Consider the following 25,838-nt stretch of genomic DNA (forward strand, 5'->3'; position numbering starts at 1 on the left):
CACGACATGAGTATGAAAAGTCCGCTTCGGCGGACTTTTTTTTTTGCATGATCCAGTAGATCGGGGCATTCTCTCTCTACCGGCACTGTGAGAGTTACGTTCCCACGTCTTGTTTCGCGCACCGTGGCGGAGGCGCTCCCTTCCCCGGATATCACTACTGTCTCGCGTCGGGAGTGCATCTCCGCTGGTATTGAAAAACGGATGTAAAAGTCGTACTATAATGCCGTATTCGCTATCGTTTCGGAGGAGAGTGCCATGCCTGGATTTCGGATTTCCGTTCAATTTTCTCTTTTATTCCTCACACTTCTGCTGCCGTGCATAGGGAGCTACGATCTGCATGCACAAATTACCTGGGAGGAGCGCCATCCGGGTGCAACACCACAATCCACCTACAAGGTGCATACGCCCGACACCTGGATGTGCGCCATTCGGGATACAGTGTTGCGAAGCACGGACGCCGGTATAACGTGGCAGCGCATGCCGATGCCCGTGCATACCGAGGGCGGGAGTTTGTGGTACTGGGACTGGCGCGGTGACGGACACGCCCTGCTCACCTATGTCGCCACATACGGCACAGGCGGAATCAACCTTATGACACTCGCCTACACCACCGATGATGGCGCTCATTGGGACGTAAAGAGTTTTCGTATGCTGGATACCTTCCCGGTATACTATAATGCCCATCCGAGAACGGTAGAGCTTTCCGGGAAATCCACAATTTTACTGCTCATCGACAGACAGATATTTCGAAGCACCGACCTGGGTGATAGTTTCGAGCGTTGTGATGTACCAAAGGGAGCCGACCGAATCGTCACAGACGGACAGGGCAGCGGAATCGCCTGGCCAGTCGAGGGTCGTGCGGCGAGGACCACCGACAGCGGCGAGAGCTGGCAGATGCTTGATCTACCGGAGCCTGTAGAGTACATCAGCTTCCATCCCGAGCGGATTTTCGCCGTAGCAGGTGCAGCTATATATCTGTCCACTTCGTTGGGAGACAACTGGAAGTGCATTCCGCTGCCTCCCCGCCCTGAAGTCGAAGATGGAGGATTTTCCGTAAGCGCAATAGCTGCGTTGGACAGCAACAATATCTGGGTGTTCGCCACCGCCAGTTACCAGCACTTTGTGTTGATCACCGAGGATGGTGGACTGCACTGGTCCTGGGAGCTCTCACCCTACCAGAGCATGTCCGCGGTCCGTCTCGACCACACACGGGCGCTGGTCGAAGCAGGAGCATTGTTGCTGTTGACCATTCCGGAGAAACGGCCGTTCGAACTCGTGCTGTCCGATCGCAGCAGTCTGTTGCGGAATGAGGTGTTTCTGGAGTGGAATGATCCCGGCAGCGCCGGGCAGGTGAGGAGTTACACTCTGGAGCGCTCCGGTGCAGATTCACTATGGAGCAAGGTAGAGCCCGCACCAGACACCGCAACGCAGTACCTGTATCTTGTGCTACAGGAAGGCGTCGGAGGCAGCCATCGGTACCGCCTCACCATGCAGTCATTGACCGGAGAAACCTACACCGCCATAAGCGATTCGCTTACACCACGCCGGGGGAGCTACATTGATTTGGTGGACGCAATCCTGCCCGGTTCCGAGGATGGAGTAACCGAGCTTACCTACGAGCACCGAACGCCCGATACGACTGTTACCGTAATCTACAGCATGTTGCCTCCCGAATATCCTTCACGCTGGACGACACGGTATCCATTACGCAAGACCGTACGTCATCCAACGGGAGAAAGCGAAAGCACATTAGAACACCTTACCGTATTTGCCGACAGGGCTCGTCAATGGACGTATGAGGGGGCGCCTTTAGGGCATGTTCCGATCAGTTTCGCTCAGCTTGGCTGGGCAAAAAACGTCATGGACAGCGCTGGTAATCTTCGTGGAGTGCATACACGACTCGTACCGGCGGAGCATGTCGGGTGGCGGGCAGACATTGATACGATCGCCTTATACTCATTCATGAGGATGCCCTTCGGGGGTGAGGATTGGCGTGAGTTTGTGTGCAAACCCGCAACCGGTTTTATTCATTACGCCAAATACTGGGGTGGAGACAGCAGGTTTGTGCTCCGCTTCATTTCCGCTGTCAATACAGCTCCGGACATGGCTTCCCGGTCCCCGCAGAGCATGCTGGCGCCGGCCTGGCCGAATCCTTTTACGACGGAGACCATGCTCACTTATGAACTCGGGACAGCACGGACGATTCGATTGAGTGTGCATGATATGCTCGGGCGGCAAGTCGCGGTGCCGGCGGAGGGCTGGAGAGTTGCGGGACGTCATACCGTGGTATTCCGGGCGCAGGACCTTCCTTCAGGAATGTTCTTCGTGCGACTCCAGACCGAAGGAAGCGTCGAAACCAGGATAATCGTGCGGGCAAAGTAGTCTCGTAGCCGGGAAGGTCTCCGGCAGGAGTCAGGCTAAAATTCCGCTACGACACGTATCTGTGAATCGTGATGCATGTGCCGGTCTGCGAAGCGGACGGGGAAGGAATTCCGATTACGCGCACCGTGGCGGACGCGCTGTCTTCCCCGGATATCTCTCCTGCCCCGGGTCGGGAGTGCATCTCCGCTGGTATTGAAAATCGGATGTAAAAGTCGTACTATAGTGCCGTATTCGCTATCGTTTCGGAGGAGAGCGTCATGCCTGGATTTCGGATTTCCGTTGTTTTTTCCGTGTTATTTTTTGCCTTTCTGCTGACGCATATAGGCGGTTATTCAACACAGGCACAAGTGCGCTGGGAGGAGCGGACACCCTGTGCTCCACCTCAGCATGCATACCGTGTGCACAGCCCCGAAACGTGGATTTGCTCCAAATTCGACACGCTGTGGAGAACCTCGGACGCGGGTGTGACCTGGCAGCGATTACCGATGCCTTCGCAGCCTCAAGGGGAGCACCTCTGGTTCTGGGATTGGCATCCTGACGGACGAGCATTGCTCACGTATTTCACGGAGCATCAGAACGGCGACAGCAGCTCTGCGACGATCGCCCACACAACGAATGACGGCGCACAATGGGATATGCAGAGTTTTCGCATTTTGGACAGGTTCCCTGTCCACAAATACGCCTCACCGACGTTCGCCTCTCTTGTCGGGAATTCGGCTATTCTGTTTTGTATCGACAGACAGATTTTCCGCAGCACCGACGGGGGCATGCGCTTCGAGCGCTGCGAGGAACCGGACGGGGCGCTGCATTTCGCCACGGATCAGAGCGGCAACGGTTTCGCATATCCGGTGAATGGACAAGTGGCGCGAACGACGGACGAAGGAGCAACCTGGCAGTTGTTCGATATGCCCGAATCCACATCCCGCCTGGAGTTCCACCCTGACGGGATGATTATCGGTATCGGTTCGGCGATACATATTGGTAGTACACATCTCCAGAGTTGGATACGCATCCCGCTCCCGGAAAGCGCAGAGATAGTTGGCGGCAGCTTGTCCGTCGATGCGGTAGCCGCACTCGACACGAATGATGTTTGGGTACTTGCGAGAAATACCCACCAGCAGTTCTATATTCTGATGACGAAAGACGGAGGTATGCATTGGGGGTGGGAGCTGGTTACGGAGCAATCTCAGTCCGCGATACGTCTCGACAGCACGCGGTCACTGGTTGCCGCTACCGGTCTGAAGCTTCTGACTATTCCCGAACGACGTCCGTTCCTGCTTCACGCATCTGATCGCAGCAGCCTTCTGCGGAAAGAGGTCCTGCTCGAATGGAATGATCCCGGAAGTGCCGGTCAGGTGGGGAGCTATACTCTGGAACGCGCCGGGGCGGACTCCGTGTGGACGAGTATAGAGCCCCAACCGGACAGCAGCGTGCAATTTCTGTATCACGTAGTGCAGGAGGACGCGAGTGACAACCATCGGTATCGTCTCACCATGCACACCCTGACCGGAGAAGCGTACACCGCGATCAGCGATTCATTGACTCCGCTTCGCGGGAACTATGTGGATCTGATTGACGCCATTCTGCCGGGGCCCGAGGATGGTGTATCTTCCGTGACATATGAGCACCGGAGGGTTTCGCTGAATCTGAATTCGTCCGGCGGCTATGACACGCTCGAAACGATAGTGACTGTCGTGTATGGCAGACTTCCCGTTGAGCATCCGTCACCAGGGATCACGGAATATCCCCTTCGCAAGACGGTGCGTCATGCGAACGGTGCGACGGAGACGTCCGTTGCGCGTGTCAGGTCGTATGCTGATCGGGCGCGACATTGGTCTTTCGACGATGCAGGTTTCGGATACTCCCAGCTCTCCTGGCCTGCGCGCGGCGTCGAGTATGGGAATAACGTGTATGGTACCGCCAGAGTCCAGCTTATTCCGGTAGAAAAATCGGGTATGACGCTGGACCGCGATTCCATCACACTGAATACGATGACCAGTGTGCCTCTGAAAGGTGAATTCTGGTACAGATTCGTATGTAAGCCCGCGACCGGCTTCATTCACTCCGCCGAGGGCTTCTTGCCAGGGAATCACGATATGCTCCGCTTCATTTCGGCTGTCAATACAGTTCCGGACGTGGCTTCCCGGTCCCCGCAGAGCATGCTGGCGCCGGCCTGGCCGAATCCTTTTACGACGGAGACCATGCTCACCTATGAACTCGGGAATGCACGGACGATTCGTTTGAGTGTGCATGATATGCTCGGGCGGGAGGTAGCGGTGCTGGCGGAGGGCTGGAGAGTTGCGGGACGTCATACCGTGGTATTCCGGGCGCAGGACCTTCCTTCAGGAATGTTCTTCGCGCGCCTCCAGGCCGGAGGGAGCGTCGAAACGAAGATGCTGCTGCGGGCCAGGTGAGCCTGCACCCTGCGAGAGTCTTCTCAATCCCTTCCTGAAAAGATCCCGCTCCGGCACTTATCCGCAGGGTAAGACGCAACTGCCGGTCTGCTGGGCGAACAGGGCAATTATTCTGATCCCGGGGTTTCTTTCATTCCTTGTCGCTATTTTTTACCTTCTTATTGATATCAGCAAGCAAGGAAGCATGTTCACACACAAGAAATCTCTCCCCATTGCAATTACCCTGATTGCCGGCGCGATGATACTGTTTTCCGGATGCTCGACCGGATTATCCGTCATGGCTCCACAGGGCTCGATGCTTGGTACACCCGGTCTCATGGTGAACACGACCGAGGGCGGCCACTTGTTTTTTCACGACAAGCAGTGGAAGCTGACGGTGAGCGGCATTGCCGGGACGGCGGAAGTTACCGCCGCTGACGGCACGCAATACACGGCCGACACCACATTGTCGTACTTCAGCGCCGAGGCCGCGCAATCGTCCGGACGCACCAGCACCATGGGGCAGTTCATGTTGACCATTCTGGGCGTCATCCTCGTGTTGGGCCTTGCCGCAATCATTCTCTACGCCGCGTTTCTCGCCACAGACCGCTAGGTATGTCATGGGCTTCCGGTTGACGGTTCTGCTTCTCCTTGCGGCCGCTCTCACCGGATGCGGGACGAGAAGCATTATTGTGCCCGTAACACGCCCGGCGCTTATTGACGTCCACCGCTGCGAGCGGGTACTGATTCTTCCCTGCGACATTTCGAACTTCCGAAGCACGAACAGCGTACGCGACGGTCTCGGAAGAGACGCGCGATGGTTCGCTCCCCAGGGAGTTGCGACCTCGATTGACCAGGCGCTGCCGGCAGCGCTCGCCGCCACCGGCCAGACCGAGTACATCTCCGACACGAGCATCTCCGTCGCGGGGTTGCTCAGTACTCCGGGAAAAGTTTCTGGAGAGTTGCTCCGCACGCTCAGGAGAGAATATGATGCCTCCTGTATCCTCGCGGTGCAATTGCTCGAGGCGCGGTACAATGAATCCATACTCACGGCCCCGATTCAATCCGCGTATGCATCCAACAACAGCGAGAAGCGTGTGCGCATGGCACGTGGTTCATTGATTGTTGGCATGCTGCTGATAGACGCGGTGGAGGGGCGTGTGGATTTCGCCGATTCGATACGCTGTGAGGTTTCGCGGGAAACACATTCCACGGACCGCGACCCGCCGGACATCAATCTCGAGGATACGCAGTGGCTTTTAGTGAACCAGGCGGCGCTCCGTATCGCCGAAGCGACACAACCGTTGCGCGATCGCGAGATCGTCACGTTCCTCGTGGATGACGATTATCCGGAGATACCCGGTGCCATCGAGCACGCGGAATTGGGGCGTTGGACGGACGCCGCGGCGTTGCTCGACAGTGTGGTTACCCGCGTCGGAGAGAAGGAGGGCAGCGACAAACTGTGGTACAACCTCGGTATTGTCCGCCAATACGCCGGTAATTTTTTCGGCGCCAAGGCGGCCTTTGAGACTGCCCGGCGCATTTCCGACAGCGCACGCTACCGGGCGGCCATCGAGCGATTGCTCCGTGCCGAAGAGGAGGATCTTGAACGCGTCCGGCAGGACCTGTAGCGCAACAATTTCTGTCCAGCCCGGTATACTGCATCCATCATGACCATGAGCGGCGGAGAAACGCTGTGACACATTTCGATAATCGCCCGGCGCTTGCACGATTCGTCTTTCTCGCGTCCACTGTGCTCGTGCTTGCCTACAGCGCGTTGTGGCTGTACCGTTATGCGTCCATCGCCACGGATGAAAATCTCTACGACGACATCAACGGGCGGGTGACGATCATTTCGATCACACCGGACGGTGCCTCTGATCGTGCCGGTCTGATGGTCGGCGATTCCATCATCGCCATCAATGGCAATCCGGTCGGTAACAAATTCGAGGCGAATCGGTATCTCATCGAGGGCAGCGGGGGGAATGTTCTTCGTTACACCATCGTACGTGAAGGAGAAACGCGCGAACTTCCCGTCGTCGTGGCCGAATTCGGCCTTCCATTGCAGTATCTCGCTGCCATCCTCACCGCACTGTTCTTGCTGGCTCTTGCGGCCTTCGTGTTTGTCCGTCGCACATCGCACCGCGTCGCACGCCTGTTCGGATGGGCAAATCTTGTCTTTGGATTCGCGCTGCTCGTGCACCGAAGCATCAGCGTGTACCATTATCCCGATGCATTGACTGCTGTTGCGATGTATATGCATCCGTTGCTTTGGCCGACGGCAGTCGCTCTGTATCTGCATCTGCTCCTGGATTTTCCGGTTGCGCGCTATGTGCGGCCTGTGCCGTTGCAGCTTATGACCGCGCTCTATGTGATTCCCTACACTGTTTTTATTGTTCTGTTGCTGTTGCCGGCGATGCTCGGGATCAAGGGTATGTACAGCATTTTGCTGCCGGTGTTCGGACTCATCGCTTCGGTGTTTGTGCTGCAGTACCTTTTCCGCCGACGAATGAAGAATCTCGAGGCGACGGATTATCGTACCCGGTCGCGCCCGGTGCATATCCTGCTCATCGTAACGATGCTGTTCATCGTTCTCCTGTTGCTGGTACCCCTGACGTCGTATTGGCAGTTCGTCTCTATGATAGGCGTGCTCATTCCCGCGGGGTTATTCCTTGTGATCGCACGGCAGCGTCTCTTCGATCTGTACATCGTGCTGCGCAGGCGTTCGCTGTACAGCGTTCTCCATGTCGCGCTTTCCGCAGTGACTGCGTTTCTGCTTGCCGCTTCGCTTGTGTTGGTCCCCAGACAGCAACTCGATCTGCCCGTCCTGAATGTGACAGGAGGACAGGTTGAGGTGTTGCGGCTTTCATCACTGTCTCAGGACAGGCGCGCGGTGTTCGAGCGCCGTCTCACCTTTGTCGCGGGAGCGTTGCTCCTTGCCGTGCTGTATTGGCTGTATCGCAGCGGCAGGAAGGTGCTGGACCAACGGTTCTACCGCGGTTCGTTGGACTATAAGCACGCTCTGACGACGTTCAGCAATCTCTCGCACAGCCATATGGACACGCTGGCGCTTGGACGCGAAGCGGTGTCCGGAGTGGTGAAATTGTTGCATGTCCGCGGAGCGGCCTTCGCGTTGCGATCAAGCGCTGGATTCGTGGCGCACGTTGCCCATCACTTACGACTGAAGGATGATGCGCTCGATTTTGATGACGCGACGATGGAGATTCTCAAGACAGCCTTCGAGAAATCACCTGTTGTTGCCACAGACAATCTTTCAATACGCGAGCGCTTCGACGAGCTCGGCGTGGAATTTCTCGTCGGCGTACAGATCGAACAGCATCTTGAAATCCTGCTTCTCCTGTCTGAAAAGGAATCGGACACAAATTATTCGCGCGAGGACGTGGAACTGCTCGAGAACCTTGCAATCAACCTTGCCGACGCCTTGCTGACGATGCGTTTCTACGACAGCGCCCGGGAGAAGGAGCGCCTTCGCAAAGAGCTGGAAATAGCCCGGCATATTCAAATGCAGTCCTTGCCGACAGTGCTGCCCGAGTTCCCCGGCATCGATGTCGCGGCGGAGTCCATCCCGGCATACGAAGTTGGAGGTGATTTTTATGATGTGCTGCCGCGGCACGATTCGGCGATGTTTGTCGTCGGCGATGTGTCGGGCAAGGGGACCTCGGCAGCCATGTATCTGGCCCGGCTGCAAGGCATATTAAAGACCATCGAGTCCTTTCAACCTACGCCGTGGGAATTGTTCACGCGGCTCAATACGCTGATTTTCGATCACATCGAGCGAAAGAGCTTTGTGACTCTGGCCGCATTGAAAATCGATTTTTTGAGCAGCGACGTCCGTTTCCTCCGCGCGGGCCATCTTCCGTTGGTTCACTACAACGCCCTTGCTCGCGAGGCGTCCCTGTACCAGCCTGCGGGGATGGCGATAGGACTTGATCCGCACGGTTTCCCGGAAATCCTTGCGGAGGAAGTCATCTTTTCACGTGCCGGAGACGTTTTCGTGCTGGTCAGTGACGGGGTCACCGAGGCGGCGAATGCCGAAGGTACGCATTTCGGTATCGAGGGGGTCATGGACTGCGTCGTGGCCAATGCGACGGGAAGCGCTGAAGAGATACAGTGCGCGATCATTTCCGCCGTGTCGCGGTATTGCACGACGGAGCAGGAAGACGATATGACCGTGCTCGTTGTGAAGTGTTCCATTCGTTCGGACGGTTGACGCCTTTGCTGCATTCTCCGCGGTCGGCGTTTTCGCGGCAGAGGCATACAGCGGGCAGAACGCTGATCCCTCGATCCGGGACGAATCACCGACGCACGGAACGAAATCCCGATCCGACACGAGGAGTTCAGGGGCAGGTTGGTGCCTTGCGAAACACATTGTGAATTGTGTAATATGAAACTCTAGTTTCAGCCACTCTTTTACGGCGAACGTATGAAAATTGCCTACCGATTTCTTCTTGCAGCTTGTATCAGTTGCTGCTTCACCGCTTCGGTGTTTGCGCAGAGTGCTCCATCGGAACTGAAGCTGGAGGTACTCACTGCAAACTCCACCGTCGTCACGATTAAGGCAGTCATGACCATAGTACCGACGATCATGAATGTGGAAGCCGTATCGGTGGCGGTGATGTACGATCCAAACAAATTCAACATCAACCCCACGACCACCGTCTCCAACCGGTATTTCCAATCTGTCGGATGGGAGAATGCATCGGTGGTCCCCTGGGATTCTACCATCGCCGTGGTGGTTTACGGTGAGTATCATCCGAGCTTCGGATCGAACCCTGTGTTGCGAAACAACCCCCCCGTGCTCTGCCACTTCAATTTTTACCCGAAGAACGCACCGGGTTCGGCGGACTTCATCGTCTATGCCAACAATCCAACCGGAGCGTTGACCTACTATTTCGAAGGCGGCTTCTCACAGCAGCAGAACTTCAGCCCGGTCATCAATCTTTTCGGCGTGTTCTACCCGGTCGAGCTTTCCTCGTTCACGGCAACGCAGCAGGGCGAAGCAGTCGTGCTCCAGTGGATAACCGCCAGTGAAACGAACAACTACGGCTTTTTCGTGGAGCGGAGCGATGTGGACAGCGGCGTGGAAAGCTGGACCGAACTCGACTTCGTGAAAGGTGCCGGTGATACGCACGAGGAATCCCAGTATCTCTTCATCGATCAAGCGTTGCCTCGCGACGGTCGCTACGCGTACCGGCTCAGACAGCAGGATTTCGATGGTACGATAACACACACCCGCCCGGTCGTTGTCGACTACCGTGCACGTCCTGTGATGTTCGGACTGGGGCAGAATTTCCCCAACCCCGTTTCCCTCTCCACCGGCGGCGTCACAAGGATGCAGTTCGACATCGCCGAAGCGGGCCCCGTGCGTTTGCAGGTGAGCAATATTCTCGGGCAGACGGTCGCGACGCTGGTGGATGACGTGCGGGAGCCAGGTCGTTACAGCGCAACCTGGTATCCTGCCGGACTTCCCGCAGGCACGTATATCGCCACGCTCACGGCACACAGCCCCGAAAGCGGGAAAAGCGATGTGCGGCACATGACCATGCAGATCGTGCGCTGATTGGTCTGACGCAGACACCATTCCGATGGTCCACGTCAGCGGTCGCAGGACCGTGCGCGTGGACCATCGCATTTCACTCCTGATCCGAAAGGGCTTGCCGTGCTGCTGATAGAAATACTTCCGGACACCTGCGATTTTTGCGGATGCTGTGTGGGTGTCTGTCCGGAAGACGCCATCGAGCTGAAAGAAGCGTCCATCGCCATTATCGAAGCACGCTGCACGAACTGTGCGAAATGCGTATGGGCGTGCCCTTTTGAGGTTTTCGTGTTTCACTCTCCGGCGAAGGAGCGCACAACGGCATGAGCAGGCATTGGGATGTGATTGTCGTCGGCGCGGGTCCGGCAGGAAGCACCCTCGCACGCTATGCGGCTAAAGCGGGCGCTTCCGTGCTCATGCTGGAGAAAGATCGCGATGTGGGCATGCCCGTGCGTTGCGGGGAGGCGGTGAGCAACCGGAGTCTCGAAAAGGTGGTGGATATTGATCCCCGGTGGATCGCGGCTACCATACGCCATTTCCGGCTCGTGTCACCGTCGGGTCACATCGTCGAGCCGGATCTTGGAGGACATGGCTACGTGCTGGAGCGGCGGATTTTCGATTACGACCTCGCGCGTCTGGCATCCGAAGCAGGGGCGGAAGTGCGGACGAAATGCTATGTCAGCGGGCTGATCCCGGCAGAGCAGGGCTGGGAGGGCGTCACCTACGAATGGAAGGGCGAGACGAGGGAGGCGTACGGCCGCATCATCGTGGGCGCGGACGGTGTGGAGTCGCGCGTCGGAAAATGGGCGGGCGTCGACACCACGACGCATTTGCGCGACATGGAGACCTGCGCACAGATGACGCTGACCAACGTTGATCTCGAAGACGATGTGTGCGAATTTTATTTCGGCAACGATATCGCACCTATGGGCTACCTCTGGGTATTTCCGAAGGGACGCGGCACGGCCAACGTGGGCGTGGGCATCAGCGGCATGGCGTCGAAGAAAAAGCATGCGATCCGCTATCTCAACGAGTTTGTAGCCCGGCGCTTTCCGGGCGCCAGCGCGCTGACGACGATAGCGGGCGGAGTTCCCTGCGCGGTGACGGTCGATACGCTCGTGAAGGAAAATGTCGTGCTTGTCGGCGACGCAGCGCATCAGGTGAATCCCATGTCCGGCGGCGGCATCACCAGCGGTATGATAGGCGGCATGATCGCGGGAGAAGTGATTGGCGAAGCGCTGTCGCGGAATGATCTCTCGCATTTGCAGCAGTATCCGAAGCGCTGGGACAAGGAAATCGGCGGCAAGCACCGCACGTATCACCGCATGAAAAGCGCGGTGTACAAATTCGGCGACGACATACTGGACGACATCGCGGTCAATGTGCTCAAGCTCAAACCGGAGAAGCGCACCATCTGGCGCGTGTTCGGCACGGCGCTGCGTCAGCAACCGGCGCTGGTCTGGGAGATGATGAAGGTGCTGCGGTTCTGATATTCCCCGGATCGCGCACATAGTGTATGGCTCGGAAGGCGATATCCTTGCATCATGGATGACCGTGGCGGGAAGGGAGGCGCCGGGGTCTGCACATTTTTTAACAAGAGACCTTGCGGTAGGGAAATCTTCTGTGTATATTCGCCGAAAAGGACGGACCCATATCCGAATTACCAAACACAGGACGGTTCTCTCGCTGTCCGCAGATGCGGAGGTTCCATGAAGGCGTTCGATTCAATTACGAAATGGGCTGACGCGCATCACCCGAAGTGGCTGGACGTGCTGCGTATGCTACTGGGGGTGGTGCTGTTTCTCAAGGGGCTGTCGTTTATTCTGAACAAGGACGTGACGATGCAGGTGTTGCATGACAACAATTACGAGTTCATTCCGGTGCTGCTGCTGCATTACGTCATCATTTTCCAGATGGCGCACAGCGTCCTGATCGCGCTGGGGTTGATTACGCGCATCGCCATCGCTGCACAGTTCCCTATTGTGCTCGGTGCGGCGATACTGCTGCTGACCACGGGCTCCTTTGCGCCGTTCGGCTCGGATTTGTTTCTGGTTGTGCTGCTGCTGTTTCTGCTGGTTTTCTTTTTTATCTACGGAGCGGGTCCGCTCTCGGTGGATGCCGTGCTGCGCAAGGCTGCGCCCAAGACTGCCGGAGAAACAGCCTAGAACTATCGGTGCATTTCCGTGCGGTGAGAGGTAAAGGAATGTCGATGAGCGAACATTGACGCTCTTCTCATTTTTTCACTCAACTTCAGGACGAAGATCTGCCGTAGCGAGTTTAGTGGGGAAGTGTCGCCCTGCGGAGCCCCACACTCACGTGTGGAGTTGGAGGAAGTGTCGCCCTGCGGAGCCCCACACTCACGTGTGGGGTTGGAGGAAGTGCCGCCCTTCGGAGCCCCACACTCATGTGTGGGGTTACAGGAAGTGCCGCCCTGCGGGCTCGGGATCATGGGGCGCGTGGTGCGTGCCCGCTACATTCACGTGTGGAGCTAGAGGAAGTGTCGCCCTTCGGAGCCCCACACTCACGTGTGGAGTTGGAGGAAGTGTCGCCCTGCGGGCTTGGGATCCTGGGACGCGTGGTGCGTGCCCGCTACACTCACGTGTGGGGTTAGAGGAAGTGTCGCCCTTCGGAGCCCCACACTCACGTGTGGGGTTACAGGAAGTGTCGCCCTGCGGGCTCGGGATCCTGGGGCGCGTGGTGCGTGCCCGCTACATTCACGTGTGGAGTTGGAGGAAGTGTCGCCCTGCGGGCTCGGGATCCTGGGGCGCGTGGTGCGTGCCCGCTACACTCACGTGTGGGGTTAGAGGAAGTGTCGCCCTGCGGGCTTGGGATCCTGGGACGCGTGGTGCGTGCCCGCTACACTCACGTGTGGAGTTGAAGGAAGTGTCGCCCTTCGGGCTCGGGATCCTGGGGCGCGTGGTGCGTGCCCGCCAGATTCACGTGCGGGGTTAGAGGAAGTGTCGTCAGCTTCAGGCTGAGCTTGGGAGCCGGGAGCGCGTAATGTGTATTCCCACACTCGCTGTCGGGTTCAAGGAGGTGTCGCTCCGAAACTCGAACCTGTACCCTTTGCCTCTCACCCTTTCCTTTCCTTGCGTGATGAAGTTCCCGGCGTCTAGTCGAGCCGAAACTTGATCGGGACGACTACACGCGCTTTGACTGCGGCGCCGTTGATCCTGCCCGGAGTGAACGTTACGCGCTTTACCGCGGTGACGGCGGCGTCGTCGAGGAGCTTGTTGTCGCTTTTCAAAGTTTCCGCGGCATCAACCTTGCCGTCCTTCCCGATGTATGCCGTGACGAATACCATGCCGGTGATGTTTTTTTCCTTCGCTTCCTTCGGGTACACGACTTCTTTCGCGAGGGCTTTGAGCCCACCGACAATTTCGGGATTCTCGGTGAGTTCCTCGGCGTACGTGGCTTTCTGCTCGTCGGTGAGCTGCTGCGCGATGAGGGATGGCGCGAGGAAAAGGGAGAGCAGAAACAGTGGGAGTATGAGCGTTTTCATGGTGGTATTTGAATTAACGTGAATGATGTCGTTACTGGTTGAGGGAGTTCCGTTGTCAATGAAGTTTGAATTTGATGGGGATGGTCATTTTTGTCGGAGCGGTCACACCCTTGAACTCTGCTGGCTTGAATGTCAGTCCGCCCACGGCTTCCAGCGCGGCGGCATCGAGAAGTGGGTGGACGGATTTCTTGATTTGTATCTTCTTCACCGTGCCCTGAGCAGTGATATCCACATCGACGAGCACGAGTCCTTCGATTTTCTTGTCACGTGCCTCTTCGGGATAGGTGATCCTGTCCCGAAGAGTGTTGAGTCCACCGACTATCTCGGCATCTTTCCCGTAATTACCATTAACATAATCCGCGGAATCAGGTCCACCGTTCTCCCACAACGTCTCAGAGTACACCGGGTATTTCACGTCAGCTTCTTTCGGTGAATCTTCCGAGCATTTCAGGGAAAGCGGCAGGATGGCAAGCGAAAGCACGGCTACGAGGAGGTACTGTTTCCATTTCATCGCGGGTTTTTCCGGATTGTTGAAAAGCTGCATGATACGCCGGGCGAAACCCCTGCGCGTTTCGAAGAAGCAGGTACCGGTCTGGAACAGTCGCGCGGGCTGCTCGGCGACGAAGCTGAGCAGAATCCGACCGTATTGCTGCGGAAGAACCCCTGTGCGGCGCAGTGCCTCCTCATCGCAGATCTCCTCCCGATAGCGGAATATGCGCAGATTGAGCAGCCACACGAGGGGATTGAGAGCGTAGACGATCTGCACGATTGTTTGCAGCAGCACCACAAAGGCGTCTCCGCGGCGAAAGTGCGTGGCCTCGTGATTCAGCACGGCGAGAAGTGAGTCCCGCGGACCCGCCGCAATGTCGGGAGTGATGTAGATGCGTCGATGGAAAAAGCCAGCGGCCAGCGGCGTGGGGATGCTTTGGCTTACGAAAATCGGTGGAAATCCTTGAATATCGTCCTGCGCGAACACCCGCGCATCGGCGAGCATGCGGCGCATGGACACCGCGCGCCAGACGGCGACGGTTGCCAGCACAAGGGAGGCGCCGATGATGATGAAGGTGAGCAGCATGTCGATGCTGATGCCCGCGGCTACGGACTGCCGCATCGTCGGAGTAACCTCAACGGCCGCGAGAGTGAACACCTGCGTTGCGATCACATCTCCCACCGGAAGCGAAATCACCGGCGGCAGCATGGATTTGACCAGCGCGGTCATCCACAGCGCGTAGCGGAAACGCGGCGAGGCGTTGGGCAGCAGTGCGTCAATGGCCAGGATAAGCAGGACGAATATCCCGGTCTGAATTTGCATGGGGAGATACCAGGAGAGGAAAGCTCCGGCATGCTGCTGGAGGAAGCTCGCGGCTGCGTCGATCATAGCTCACGCTCCTTTTCATCGAGCAGGCGACGGAGCGCGGCGATGTCGTCGTCGCTCAGGTTGTTGGAACTGACCAGAAACGAGGCCATGGCGCCGAAGGAGCCGCTGAACATGCGGCGCGCCACCGTATTCATAGATGCGTCGAGCACCGCATCACGCAGCACAGCCGGAGTGTATTTGATCACCATGCCGGCCTTCTTACGGCGGAGCACTCCCTTTTCGACGAGAATGTTCATCAGCGTCTGCACGGTGGTGTAAGCTTTTTCGTCGTTCGGGTAGGCGGCATCCATCACGTCGCGCACCGTCACCGCTTCGGGGTGCATCCAGACGGTATTCATGATGTCCCATTCCGCGGCGGAGAGTTCGAGTTTTTTCCTGGCCATGATGCATCCTAAATGTTTAGGAGCAATCTACGAAAGTTTTAGGAGCTTGTCAAGACCACAGAAAAAACAGAAAAAACAGAACACGCAGGAACGCAGGAACGCAGAACGCGCAGAAAAAACAGAATACGCAGAAAGGAAGAGATTCCCTCTGCGTCTTTGCGCCTTGGCGTCTTTGCGTTAATTCCCCTCCCCAGCGGAACGCAGAACACGCAGGAACGCAGGAACGCAGAACGCGCAGAAAAAACAGAATTCGCAGAAAGGAAGAGATTCACTCTGCGTCTTTGCGCCTTGGCCTCTTTGCGTTAATTCCCCTCCCCAGCGGAACGCAGAACACGCAGGAACGCAGAATTCGCAGAAAAAACAGAATACGCAGAAAGGAAGATATTCACTCTGCGGCTTTGCGCCTTGGCGTCTTTGCGTTAATTCCCCTCCCCAGCGGAACGCAGAACACGCAGGAACGCAGAATTCGCAGAAAAAACAGAATACGCAGAAAGGAAGAGATTCACTCTGCGGCTTTGCGCCATGGCGTCTTTGCGTTAATTCCCCTCCCCAGCGGAACGCAGAATTCGCAGAAAAAACAGAATACGCAGAAAGGAAGAGATTCCCTCTGCGGCTTTGCGCCTTGGCGTCTTTGCGTTAATTCCCCTCCCCAGCGGAACGCAGAATACGCAGGAACGCAGAATTCGCAGAAAAAACAGAATACGCAGAAAGGAAGAGATTCACTCTGCGGCTTTGCGCCTTGGCGTCTTTGCGTTAATTCCCCTCCCCAGCGGAACGCAGAACACGCAGGAACGCAGAATTCGCAGAAAAAACAGAATACGCAGAAAGGAAGAGATTCACTCTGCGGCTTTGCGCCTTGGCCTCTTTGCGTTAATTCCCCTCCCCAGCGGAACGCAGAACACGCAGGAACGCAGGAACGCAGAACACGCAGAAAAAACAGAATTCGCAGAAATGAAGAGCTTCCCTCTGCGTTTTTGCGCCTTGGCGTCTTTGCGCCTTGGCGTCTTTGCGCCTTGGCGTCTTTGCGTTAATTCCCCTCCCCAGCGGAACGCAGAATTCGCAGAAAAAACAGAAGACACAGAAACGCAGAACGCAGAATTCGCAGAAAAAACAGAAGACACAGAACGCAGAACGCAGAATTCGCAGAAAAAACAGAACACGCAAAAAAAAACTGAAGGCACAGAAGGTTAGATACTGCAAGGACTAGAGTGGACAGAAGGAACTGCATCTCTGTGCCAGATCTATGCGGCGCTGATGGCTGACGCGGATGACGCGGATTGTGGCGAATGGGATCGTCCGCTCCAATCCGCCTCAATCCGCGTACAGATTACGTGTTTCCGGCGCGAGCGTCAGAACGCTGAAACGAAGCCCACCGAAAGCTTGGGTTTCTCCAGTTCGATATCGTAGGTCACTTCACCCACAAGACGCAGGTTGCGCGCGAGGAGGTAGCCGGCGCTGGCGGTGGCGGTGTGATACAGGACAGCACCATCTTTTTGCTCGATGCGGTTGTACAGCGCGGCAAGATTCCAGGTCGATTTGTTGGCGTCCGGGAGATAGAGCAGTTCGACCATGATGCCGTTCATTTCCGTTTTCATCGTCGTGAGGCCACTTAAAGCGAGAGCGGGGATCGCGTCATCCGTGCGCATCAGATATTGTGCATTCAATTCCAGGTGGTCATTGCCGATGGTCAGATCCGGACCGAAGATCGTGACAGCGTTCGTGACCGTCTCCCCGTTGATGTTTCCTGTCGGCAGGGCCTCATCCGCAGTGTACAGGAATCCGCCGATGCGTACAGGCCCGAGACTTTGCGACGCTCTGAACGCAAACGCCTTGCCGTTGTCCACATCGAAGATCTTGTTTTCGGCATGGCCGATGCCGCTGCCGTTCAGCGCCTGCGCGGACAAATCGAGACCGAAATCGAGACCGTAGGTCATCATGATGCCGCGGTCATAGGTGAGAGTGGCGTGAGATGCGGAAGGACGCATCTTGTACACTTCATAATCTTCGAGCGTCAGACGCAATTCGCGCTTGAACAGCGGATCACATACCTGAAACTGCCCGACCATGATATCAAGGTTCGAGTTGAAAATGTTGTTGAAGTGTACGTACGCATCTTCGAGCCCGGTGACCTCGCCGCGCTCGTTCATGTAGAAATACATGTAGTAACCGACATGCTCGCTTATCGGTCCACCGCTTAACAGCTTCACGCCATACGGCGATTGGAAGTCGAGCTTTCCGTGATCTCTGTCGGCCAGTTGCAGAAAGCCGTCGAAACGGATTGCGATCGGGAAAAAGCGATGGAGCAAGAGCATGTCGTCGCCGGCATCGACGTAGGTGCGCGCGGGAGGAGGGGCATCGGGGAGGTTAAAGGCATTGCCCGCGAAATCCTCGCCGTATTCCTTCAGCTTCGGAGCGACACTGTGGCAGGTGCTGCAGCTGATATTGTATTTTCGGGCAAAGGCGGGTATGGCGGACGATTGATCGGGCAGCAGAAGCAGAACTCCAATGATGCAAAGGAGGATCGTTGTCGTGTGCAGTTTCATGGTGACTCCTTGGTCAAGGTTCGTATTGTATAATCCGATCCGATACATGGAGAATTCGGACGGTACTCTCGCAGAGGCGTTGCAACGTCAGAAATCCACAGCTTCGAACCAGGTCTCCGTCCGGCTCACGAATTCCGGCGTCATCTCCTCATCGGGGACGCCAAGATAGTCGCCGACGGATTTGATAAGGCGACGGTAGCGCATTTCGGCGACGACGCGAACTTTGCCGAGCGGCAGCGTATCCGGAAGCTTCCAGGTGTAGGTTTCGATTTTCGTTTCGCGGGGACCGATGCGGTAATCGTAACCGAGACGCGCGGTATTCCACTGCGCGATGGTCATGCGGTCCTGCGGATCGAAATACGCCATGCGGAAGACGCGATCACCTTCGTGCGGGAGGGCGTCGCGCGCGAGACCTTTAAAATCAGGCACGTCCATCATGTAGCCGATATCCTGAAATGCGGGCGCGTTGGATGAGATGGTAAATTCTTCGCCGTCGAAGCCTTTTTTATCGACAGGGAGATGATATACCTTCCCGGAAGCATCGGTGGCCGTAACCGTCAGCCAGAGCTGGCGCTCTTCGACGGATCCGCTGGGGATTTTATGACCGGCCTTATGGTTGAAGGCGGCAACGGAAACGACGATGCGTTCGCCGGGTACGATCTCACGAGTATCGGGCCAGGCATTCAGCTCGATGGCGCCCGCAAGTTTCGCCGGCGTATGCGCGCCCATAAACAGATGCTGCGGAATGTCGCTCTGTACGGCGGAAACTTTGGAGACTCGTCCCGCAGCGCGCGGCATGTGACAATCCTGGCAACGCACGCCTTCCTTACTGTACGGGCCCTCCTTCCATTCGAGCTGCGTGCTCTTTACCCAGACGCCGAAGGGATTTTTTTCGTTGTGACAGCTGCCGCACAGCTCGGTGGACATGGTGAAGGCGCTTTTGCGGGTTTCATGATGCGGGGAAATGACTCCCTCACGATTGCCGTATTTCACACGTCCGGGTTCGATGGTGAAACTGAAATTGAACGGCGGCTCCTCGCCCGATCCGGTGATGGTATGGCAGATGTCGCAAGAGACACTTTCATCGGCGCGCGAACCGGTGAAGGGTTTCGGCGGCGGTACATCGCCCGCGATAAAGGCCAGCGGAGCATGACAGCCGTTGCAGCCCTTCTGCACCGGATCGAATTTCGGGTCCTTTTTGCCGTGGGCGACGGCAAGTTTGAAATACTCTATCTCATCCCAGCTATGGGTATAGGCCTGTGACATCATCGCCTGCTCGTATTGACGAGAGAAATCGATATGACAGGATGCGCAGGCCTTCGGACGTTCGAAGTCGTCGTACGAGCCGCTCCCGAGCAGTGCGTCTCCGTACGGGCGTTGCTGGGAAGCAACGCGGGCAGAGGAGAAAAGTATGAACATGCAGAGCAGTACGGCGGTTGGGATGTGTTTCATGAGGTACTCCGTAAGATGTGGCCGCCGCGAAGGCGGAGGATATACCGATAGGATAGTCCTGAATATGTACTTGCTAATGTACGACATCCTGATGAAAGATGCACGTGTCCGCTATGCGGCGCGAACGTCATGCAACACGAACATCAGAGTTCGCTGTTACCCGACTCATGAGCGCCCTTCGGCGGAGGTTGAGCGCAGCCGAAACCTCGCCCAGGGACCGCCCCTCAACAGAACCGATCAGGGCAAGCGGTAGAGCCAGGCTTGCGTGGAGTATTTTTCTTCAATGAGTGTGAGGGCACTGCCAATTTCGGTCGGTGTAGCGACGGAGGGGTACGTGAGGTATTGTGCTGCGAAGGCGGCGGTGAGCGTATCGCGCAGCACGCCGTGTGGCAGGTCGGTAAAATCGCGGAGGGGAGACACTCGCTTGACCGCGCTGGCGACGCTTTTCTCATGCGTTCTGGGCGTATCCAGACGGAGGAGTTGCCACATCATCTCCCCGTCGAGCTCGTACGCCATGGTGGTATGATGCAGGACGGTACGGCGTCGCCTGCATTGGGCGGCTCCGGCAATTTTTCCGGAAGGGGAAGCAATGTCATTGATGGGACGATAGGTGGCGGGGATGCCGAGCGAGCGCAATGCGCGCACGCACCACATGTCGAGAAAGGCGAACGATTGGCGAAAACTCATTCCCTCGACGACGGCTTCTGGGACGATGAGCGACCAGGTGATGGTTTTTTCCGGCTCCACGACCATAGCACCGCCGCCGCTCATGCGCCGTCCGAAGGAGAATCCGTGACGCCCTGCAACATCCGCGTCTATTTCCTCCGCGACGCTTTGATAGGAACCGAGAATGACTGAGCGCTCGCTCCAGTCCCACATGCGGAACACCGCCTTGCGACTGCCGTCTGCGACGCTGAAGAGCAACGCTTCGTCGAGCGCGAGATTTTCCGCCGCGGCGCGCGGGGGTTCGATGATCAGGTCAAACTCCAGCGCGTCCAGGCGTACATTCAGTGCGTTGTCCCAGGACGTCTCGCTGTAATCAGTTTGCCAGGGGAGGAGCTTCATGGGCGGGGCGGGCTTTTCCGAGGCATGTGTGTGCGACATCCGCATCGCGTGTCATCCGGAAAAATCCATGCGGCAGGAGAACCGCTGCGCAGTCCTCGGAGTCGCGTTTTCACGCCGCGACAGGGGCTGGAGACGTTTCTACAAATAGGAGCCACCGGAAAGCGCGCTTCCGAGATCCGGAGGATTATCCGCCGTGGCGGCGGGTACTATCCCGAGCAGGCGGGTGTAGACGGTGAGCTGTCCGCGATGGTACATCTCATGCTGAATTGCTTCCTGCAGAAGCGAAAATCGCGTATCGCGGCTACCGTCGATACGGCGGACAAATTGCAACATATGCAGATCGCCGAGCTCGCGCAGACGCGCATCGGCGTCGCGGTACTGATCGACAAGAAGGTTGCCCAGTTTCTCATGCGTATCGCTGCGGGAGACGTTCGGTGCATACACATTGACGAGTTGCGCCATACTGACGCGATGCAGGTTCGTGTCGTCTCTGCAGAGTTCTTCGACGGTGATAATTGCGTACTCCAGCACATGATGCATGATTTCCGCGACGCTGCGCATTTCAAGAGTAGGACGAAATCCCAGCCGCGACGGCGGAATGACGTTCAGCTCGCGAATGAGCCCGCGGCGTATACCGAACCATTTATTCAGGATCTCTTGAAGCAGTGTGGAAGGGGATTCCATAAAAAGAAACTCCACTAAAAAAAAACTATTTGCAATGTACTATGCGCAAGTCGTATCGGAAATGGAGAATCGTCGCCCTGCGCATCTTCTGAGACCGAGCATAAAACAGACGCTCCGTCCAGGTTTTCAGCTTTATTCCGTGCCCGTGCTCATCACCGCACATTCCCAGGCCTGGTCAAGTTCTCCGGCTGCAAGGAAGGCACGCGTGCATTGCAGCAGCCGGAAGCTGCGCTGTTGCGTGTCGAGCAGGCCGGCTTTCCATTCCTTGAGTACACAGAGCAAGGCGCCGCGGGGATTGCCCGCACGCAGCTCGACGTCGAACATATCCGCGCTGTGCTGCTCCACAAAGATGCGCTCGATGTCCTGCAGCCATCGCAGCCGTATCGCCTCCGCGTCGGGGAGCGCCGCCACGCCCGCGAGTTTGGCGAGATCGTTGCCGGTGAGGACGGTGCTTGTGCGCAAATGCCCGGGCAATGCGTCGATGCCGATGCCGTTGTGCGAGGGCTTCGGCAGCTCGAACAGCGCGTCGCCGTGAGCGCGGCAGTACCAGTCGCCGCCCATTCTGGCTACAAGGTCCATGCGGCGGGGATCGATGCGCTCGCCGTCGAATACGGACTCGCGGACATGAAACATCAGTACTTCCGCCACCAGCAGATTTCCGCTTGCCGGCTTTGCCCCGGTATCGATATGCTGCAGCAAACGGCATTCCATAACGAAGGGCGATTCGGCGACGCCGGGAGGCGACACTACGTTCGATGCCAGCGGCGTGAAGCCCGCCTTTACGAATTCGTTCACGCCGCGTGGATAGTCGGAGGAGGCGAGGCTGATTTTTTCCACCATGTCGAAGGTTACGGCGCTGACGGTGAATTCCTTCGTCGCCACGATATTCTCGAAGGTATGCTTCGGCGTGCCGTCCTTGCCGCGATAGGCGGGAGACACGACGATAATCGGGGGATTCGCTCCGAAGGCATTGAAAAAACTGAAGGGCGACAGATTGACGTTTCCATCGGCATCCATCGAAGACACCAGCGCGATAGGCCTCGGCGCCACGCCACCGAGCAGAAGCCGATGGACAAAGGGAACAGGATGCTTCGATGGATCGATGTGGCGCATGCGATTACTCCGCGAGCTTCAGTGTGTTTTCGAGGCGGCCGAGTGCTTCGATTTCGCAGACCACGACGTCGCCGGGCTTGAGCCACCATGCCGGTTCGTACACCTTCGATCCGTTGAGTTCTAGGAAGCAGCCTGTACCCACGGTGCCCGAGCCGATCACGTCACCCGGATACAGGTTCACGCCATAGGACACACGCTCGATGATCTGCGCGAAGGTCCAGCTCATATCCTTGACGTTGCCGCGGCTGACTTCTGTGCCGTTGACGGTGGTGGTCATCACCAGGTCGTAACGTTCGCCATGCTCGCCGGGGATGCGGCGGTCGGCGATTTCGTCGCGCGTGACCAGCCACGGACCGATGGAGGTAGCGAAGTCCTTGCCCTTTGCGGGACCGAGATTGAGCTTCATCTCATGCATCTGCAGGGCGCGCGCGCTCCAGTCGTTCATCACCATGTAGCCGGCGATATACTCATCCGCTTCGGCAGCGCTGATATTGCGGCCTTCCTTGCCGATGACGATGGCGCATTCGAGCTCGAAGTCCAGCTTGTCGCAGTGCAGCGGCATGACCTCGACCTCACCCGGACCGGTCACGGCGTTGTGATTGGTGAAATAGAAAATCGGGATTTCGTCGAACTCGGGTATCATCTCCACGCCGCGGTTGCGCCGCGCGGCCTCGACATGCTGACGAAAGGCATAGCCGTCGCGCATGGACGTGGGTTTGGGAACCGGCGCGAGCAGCGTCACTTCGCCGAGCGGCCATGCGATTCGCTCGCTTTCCACTTCAGCAGGGCTGCCGCGATCGACAAACCAGGTCTGCACTTTTTTCGCGATGTCGATCGCCTCGCTGCCGAGGGCAAGAAAGGCGTTCATTTCGTTCGGCAGCAGGTCGTCGCCGTCTTTCATGGTGAAGCGCTGCATGGTGTGTGCGGCCTGAAGATCGATGACGGTGTCGCCGACAAGTGCGCCCAGCAGGCGGCGGCCGTTGTGCTCGAAGGTTACGAGTTTCATTCTCTGTCTATCTCCATATCGTGATGTGCGAAGTGATGTCGGGAACGCTATTCCCAGCGTCTGTTGTCCAGTATGAGGTCGGTGGCAAGCTCGCGGCCCTTTTCATCGATGCGGTACAGCGGCATGATTTTACTTGCGTGTACAATGGCCATGTCCAGACCGGCCTCGCAGGCGTAATGCAGGAACACCGAATTGAGTACGTGCCTCGAGTGCGGATTGAGTCCGAAGGACACGTTGGAAACCCCGAGACTCGTGAAGCAGCGCGGCCAGGCGCGCTTGATCATGCGAATGGCTTCGACGGTTTCCATGGCCGAGCGGCGGAATTCCTCGTCGCCGCTGCCGAGCGTAAAGGTCAGAGTATCGAAAATGAGATCTTCGTCCCGAAGCCCGAACGTGCCGACGGCCAGCTCGCGTATGCGCGCGGCGATGTCGAATTTATGCTGCGCCGTTTTCGCCATGCCTTGTTCATCGATGGTAAGCGCAACGACGGCGGCGCCGTACATTTTGCACAACGCGAGAACGGAGGCCAGGCGTTCCTCGCCGTCTTCGAGATTGATGGAGTTGACGATGGCCTTGCCCGCGTAATGCTTCAGGGCAGCTTCGATGACGGGGATTTCCGTCGAGTCTATCATGAGCGGTATCGCGGCCTGCGTGTTGAAGCGCTTCACCACTTCCGTCATGTCGCGCACCTCATCGCGCCCGACATACGCAGTGCACACGTCGAGGATGTGGGCACCTTCGCGGATCTGCTCCTTCGCCATGGCCACCATATCGTCGTAGCGGTCGGCGAGCAGCAGTTCGCGGAATTTCTTCGAGCCGTTCGCATTGCAGCGTTCGCCGATGAGAAGCGGCGGAGGATCGAGGTGCAAAGGCACGGAAGAATAGAGTGAAGAAACGGAGGCGCTGCTGTCGATGTCGCGAAGCCGCGGTACAGCGGTTGCCGCGAGCGCGGCGAGGCGTGCGATATGCTCCGGCGTCGTACCGCAGCAGCCGCCGATCATATTGACGCCGAGTTCCTCCACGAAGCGGCGCATGAACTGCTCCAGCTCGTCGGGTGTCAGCCGGTAGCAGGTGTGTCCGCCGATATTTTCCGGTATGCCGGCATTGGGCATGACGAAGACAGGACGCGAGGAGTTCTGGCAGATATAGCGGAGATTCTCCTCCATTTCCTTTGGTCCGGTGGCGCAGTTCATGCCGAACACCGTCACGATGTCGTAGGGATCGACCGTGGTCAGGGCCGCCGAGATCTCGGTGCCCATGAGCATGGTGCCCATGGCCTCGACGGTCACGGAAACGATGACCGGCCAGGTGTCTCCGCGCAGTTCGAACTCGGACCGTGCCGCCGCGAGGGCGGCCTTCACTTGCAGCATATCCTGGCAGGTTTCGATACAGAGAATATCGGTTCCGCCGTCGAGGAGGCCTCTGATTTGCTCGAGATAGGAGTCACGGAGCTCGTCGAAGGAGATATGGCCCAGCGAAGGGAGTTTCGTGGTGGGTCCGATGGATCCTGCGACGAAGCGCGGTTTTTCCGGAGTGCTGAAACTGTCGGCCATGCGGCGCGCGATGGAGGCGGCCTTGAGATTGAGCTCGTAGGCCAGGTGCGCGATGTTGTATTCGGCCAGGACGATGCCGGTGGAGCCGAAGGAATTGGTTTCGATGATATCCGCTCCTGCTTCCAAAAATCCCCGGTGTACCGCTTCGACGGCGGAGGGTTTGGAGATGACGAGATACTCGTTGCAGCCCTCGAGTTCGGGTCCGCCGAAATCCTCGGCCGTAAGATTCTGCGTCTGCAGGTTGGTACCCGTGGCCCCGTCGAATACGAGCACCCGGGATTTCAATGCGTCGGTAAACGCTGTATTCATGTACAATCCATCATTCAGGTAAGAATGAAAGATAGGGATTTTGGGGTTGGGGTGAAAACCCGTTGGGGCATGCGTCCGATACCTTCGTTCGTCGCGTGTTCATCTGGCACCGGGGTAAATTTCCCGAGCTGACAGCCAGACGTCCTTGGGACTAGAAAGTGGGTGGGTTGCGCGTGCCCCCAGCTGACATTGGGATTAGAGGAAGTGTCGCCCTTCGGGCTGTGGCCTCTCTGTTGGGCGTCGGCGACCCCGGGCTGAAGCCCGGGGTTAGAGGAAGTGTCGCCCTTCGGGCTGTGGCCTCTCTGTTGGGCGTCGGCGACCCCGGGCTGAAGCCCGGGGTTAGAGGGAGTGTCGCCCTTCGGGCTGTGGCCTCTTTGTTGGGCGTCGGCGACCCCGGGCTGAAGCCCGGGGTTAGAGGGAGTGTCGCCCTTCGGGCTGTGGCCTCTCTGTTGGGCGTCGGCGACTCCGGGCTGAAGCCGGGGTTAGAGGGAGTGTCGCCCTTCGGGCTGTGGCCTCTC

General features: G+C 57.6%; 20 protein-coding genes. 10 read left to right on the forward strand and 10 right to left on the reverse strand.

The window, feature by feature from the left end:
* Positions 1-255 precede the first annotated feature (255 nt).
* From M5R41_15455 to M5R41_15495, 9 genes are all read left to right on the forward strand, one after another.
* A complete protein-coding gene (locus M5R41_15455; protein ID MCZ7557794.1) occupies positions 256-2,382 on the forward strand; it encodes a T9SS type A sorting domain-containing protein in 2,127 nt (708 codons plus the stop codon).
* Between the two features lie 257 nt (positions 2,383-2,639).
* Positions 2,640-4,796 carry a T9SS type A sorting domain-containing protein gene (locus tag M5R41_15460; protein ID MCZ7557795.1) on the forward strand — a complete coding sequence of 719 codons (2,157 nt, stop codon included), beginning with the start codon at positions 2,640-2,642 and terminating at the stop codon, positions 4,794-4,796.
* Between the two features lie 184 nt (positions 4,797-4,980).
* The gene (locus M5R41_15465; GenBank protein ID MCZ7557796.1) at positions 4,981-5,388 is read left to right on the forward strand and encodes a hypothetical protein; all 408 of its coding nucleotides are present in this window, start codon (positions 4,981-4,983) and stop codon (positions 5,386-5,388) included.
* A gap of 7 nt (positions 5,389-5,395) precedes the next feature.
* Positions 5,396-6,406: a hypothetical protein gene (locus tag M5R41_15470; GenBank protein MCZ7557797.1), complete on the forward strand. Its 1,011-nt coding sequence runs from the start codon at positions 5,396-5,398 to the stop codon at positions 6,404-6,406.
* Positions 6,407-6,471: 65 nt separating this feature from the next.
* On the forward strand, positions 6,472-9,006 hold the full coding sequence (locus tag M5R41_15475) for a SpoIIE family protein phosphatase (GenBank protein MCZ7557798.1): 2,535 nt from the start codon (positions 6,472-6,474) through the stop codon (positions 9,004-9,006).
* Between the two features lie 213 nt (positions 9,007-9,219).
* Positions 9,220-10,356 carry a hypothetical protein gene (locus tag M5R41_15480; protein ID MCZ7557799.1) on the forward strand — a complete coding sequence of 379 codons (1,137 nt, stop codon included), beginning with the start codon at positions 9,220-9,222 and terminating at the stop codon, positions 10,354-10,356.
* Between the two features lie 99 nt (positions 10,357-10,455).
* Entirely contained in the window at positions 10,456-10,659 is a 204-nt protein-coding gene (locus M5R41_15485; protein MCZ7557800.1) for a 4Fe-4S binding protein, read from the forward strand.
* Positions 10,656-11,822, forward strand: coding sequence for an NAD(P)/FAD-dependent oxidoreductase (locus M5R41_15490; GenBank protein ID MCZ7557801.1), 1,167 nt, complete (start codon positions 10,656-10,658; stop codon positions 11,820-11,822). The genes M5R41_15485 and M5R41_15490 overlap by 4 nt, the downstream gene beginning before the upstream one ends.
* A 219-nt stretch (positions 11,823-12,041) precedes the next feature.
* Positions 12,042-12,497: a DoxX family protein gene (locus M5R41_15495; GenBank protein ID MCZ7557802.1), complete on the forward strand. Its 456-nt coding sequence runs from the start codon at positions 12,042-12,044 to the stop codon at positions 12,495-12,497.
* A 947-nt stretch (positions 12,498-13,444) separates the two neighbouring features.
* On the opposite strand, the gene M5R41_15500 is transcribed toward M5R41_15495, so the two are convergent.
* Genes M5R41_15500 through M5R41_15510 form a run of 3 tightly spaced genes read right to left on the reverse strand, consistent with a single transcriptional unit; the run spans position 13,445 to position 15,595 of the window.
* Entirely contained in the window at positions 13,445-13,834 is a 390-nt protein-coding gene (locus tag M5R41_15500; GenBank protein MCZ7557803.1) for an energy transducer TonB, read from the reverse strand.
* A 55-nt stretch (positions 13,835-13,889) separates the two neighbouring features.
* Positions 13,890-15,212, reverse strand: a complete 1,323-nt coding sequence (locus M5R41_15505; GenBank protein ID MCZ7557804.1) for a M56 family metallopeptidase — start codon at positions 15,210-15,212, stop codon at positions 13,890-13,892.
* Entirely contained in the window at positions 15,209-15,595 is a 387-nt protein-coding gene (locus M5R41_15510; protein ID MCZ7557805.1) for a BlaI/MecI/CopY family transcriptional regulator, read from the reverse strand. The genes M5R41_15505 and M5R41_15510 overlap by 4 nt, the downstream gene beginning before the upstream one ends.
* Before the next feature lie 615 nt (positions 15,596-16,210).
* On the opposite strand from M5R41_15510, the gene M5R41_15515 reads away from it, so the two are divergent.
* Entirely contained in the window at positions 16,211-16,786 is a 576-nt protein-coding gene (locus M5R41_15515; GenBank protein ID MCZ7557806.1) for a hypothetical protein, read from the forward strand.
* A 158-nt stretch (positions 16,787-16,944) separates the two neighbouring features.
* Here M5R41_15515 and M5R41_15520 read toward each other — a convergent pair whose 3' ends face one another.
* From M5R41_15520 to M5R41_15550, 7 genes are all read right to left on the reverse strand, one after another.
* A complete protein-coding gene (locus M5R41_15520; GenBank protein ID MCZ7557807.1) occupies positions 16,945-18,138 on the reverse strand; it encodes a hypothetical protein in 1,194 nt (397 codons plus the stop codon).
* Between the two features lie 87 nt (positions 18,139-18,225).
* The gene (locus M5R41_15525; GenBank protein MCZ7557808.1) at positions 18,226-19,590 is read right to left on the reverse strand and encodes a multiheme c-type cytochrome; all 1,365 of its coding nucleotides are present in this window, start codon (positions 19,588-19,590) and stop codon (positions 18,226-18,228) included.
* A 237-nt stretch (positions 19,591-19,827) separates the two neighbouring features.
* On the reverse strand, positions 19,828-20,694 hold the full coding sequence (locus M5R41_15530; protein ID MCZ7557809.1) for a lipoate--protein ligase family protein: 867 nt from the start codon (positions 20,692-20,694) through the stop codon (positions 19,828-19,830).
* 99 nt (positions 20,695-20,793) lie between these two features.
* Positions 20,794-21,339, reverse strand: a complete 546-nt coding sequence (locus tag M5R41_15535; GenBank protein ID MCZ7557810.1) for a DinB family protein — start codon at positions 21,337-21,339, stop codon at positions 20,794-20,796.
* A 132-nt stretch (positions 21,340-21,471) separates the two neighbouring features.
* The gene (locus M5R41_15540; GenBank protein ID MCZ7557811.1) at positions 21,472-22,452 is read right to left on the reverse strand and encodes a flavin reductase family protein; all 981 of its coding nucleotides are present in this window, start codon (positions 22,450-22,452) and stop codon (positions 21,472-21,474) included.
* 4 nt (positions 22,453-22,456) lie between these two features.
* On the reverse strand, positions 22,457-23,458 hold the full coding sequence (locus M5R41_15545; protein ID MCZ7557812.1) for a fumarylacetoacetate hydrolase family protein: 1,002 nt from the start codon (positions 23,456-23,458) through the stop codon (positions 22,457-22,459).
* Between the two features lie 47 nt (positions 23,459-23,505).
* The gene (locus tag M5R41_15550; protein MCZ7557813.1) at positions 23,506-25,320 is read right to left on the reverse strand and encodes a homocysteine S-methyltransferase family protein; all 1,815 of its coding nucleotides are present in this window, start codon (positions 25,318-25,320) and stop codon (positions 23,506-23,508) included.
* Positions 25,321-25,838: the final 518 nt, after the last annotated feature.

It is taken from the genome of Bacteroidia bacterium, assembly GCA_027493955.1.
Lineage (GTDB): Bacteria > Bacteroidota > Ignavibacteria > SZUA-365 > SZUA-365 > JAOSJT01.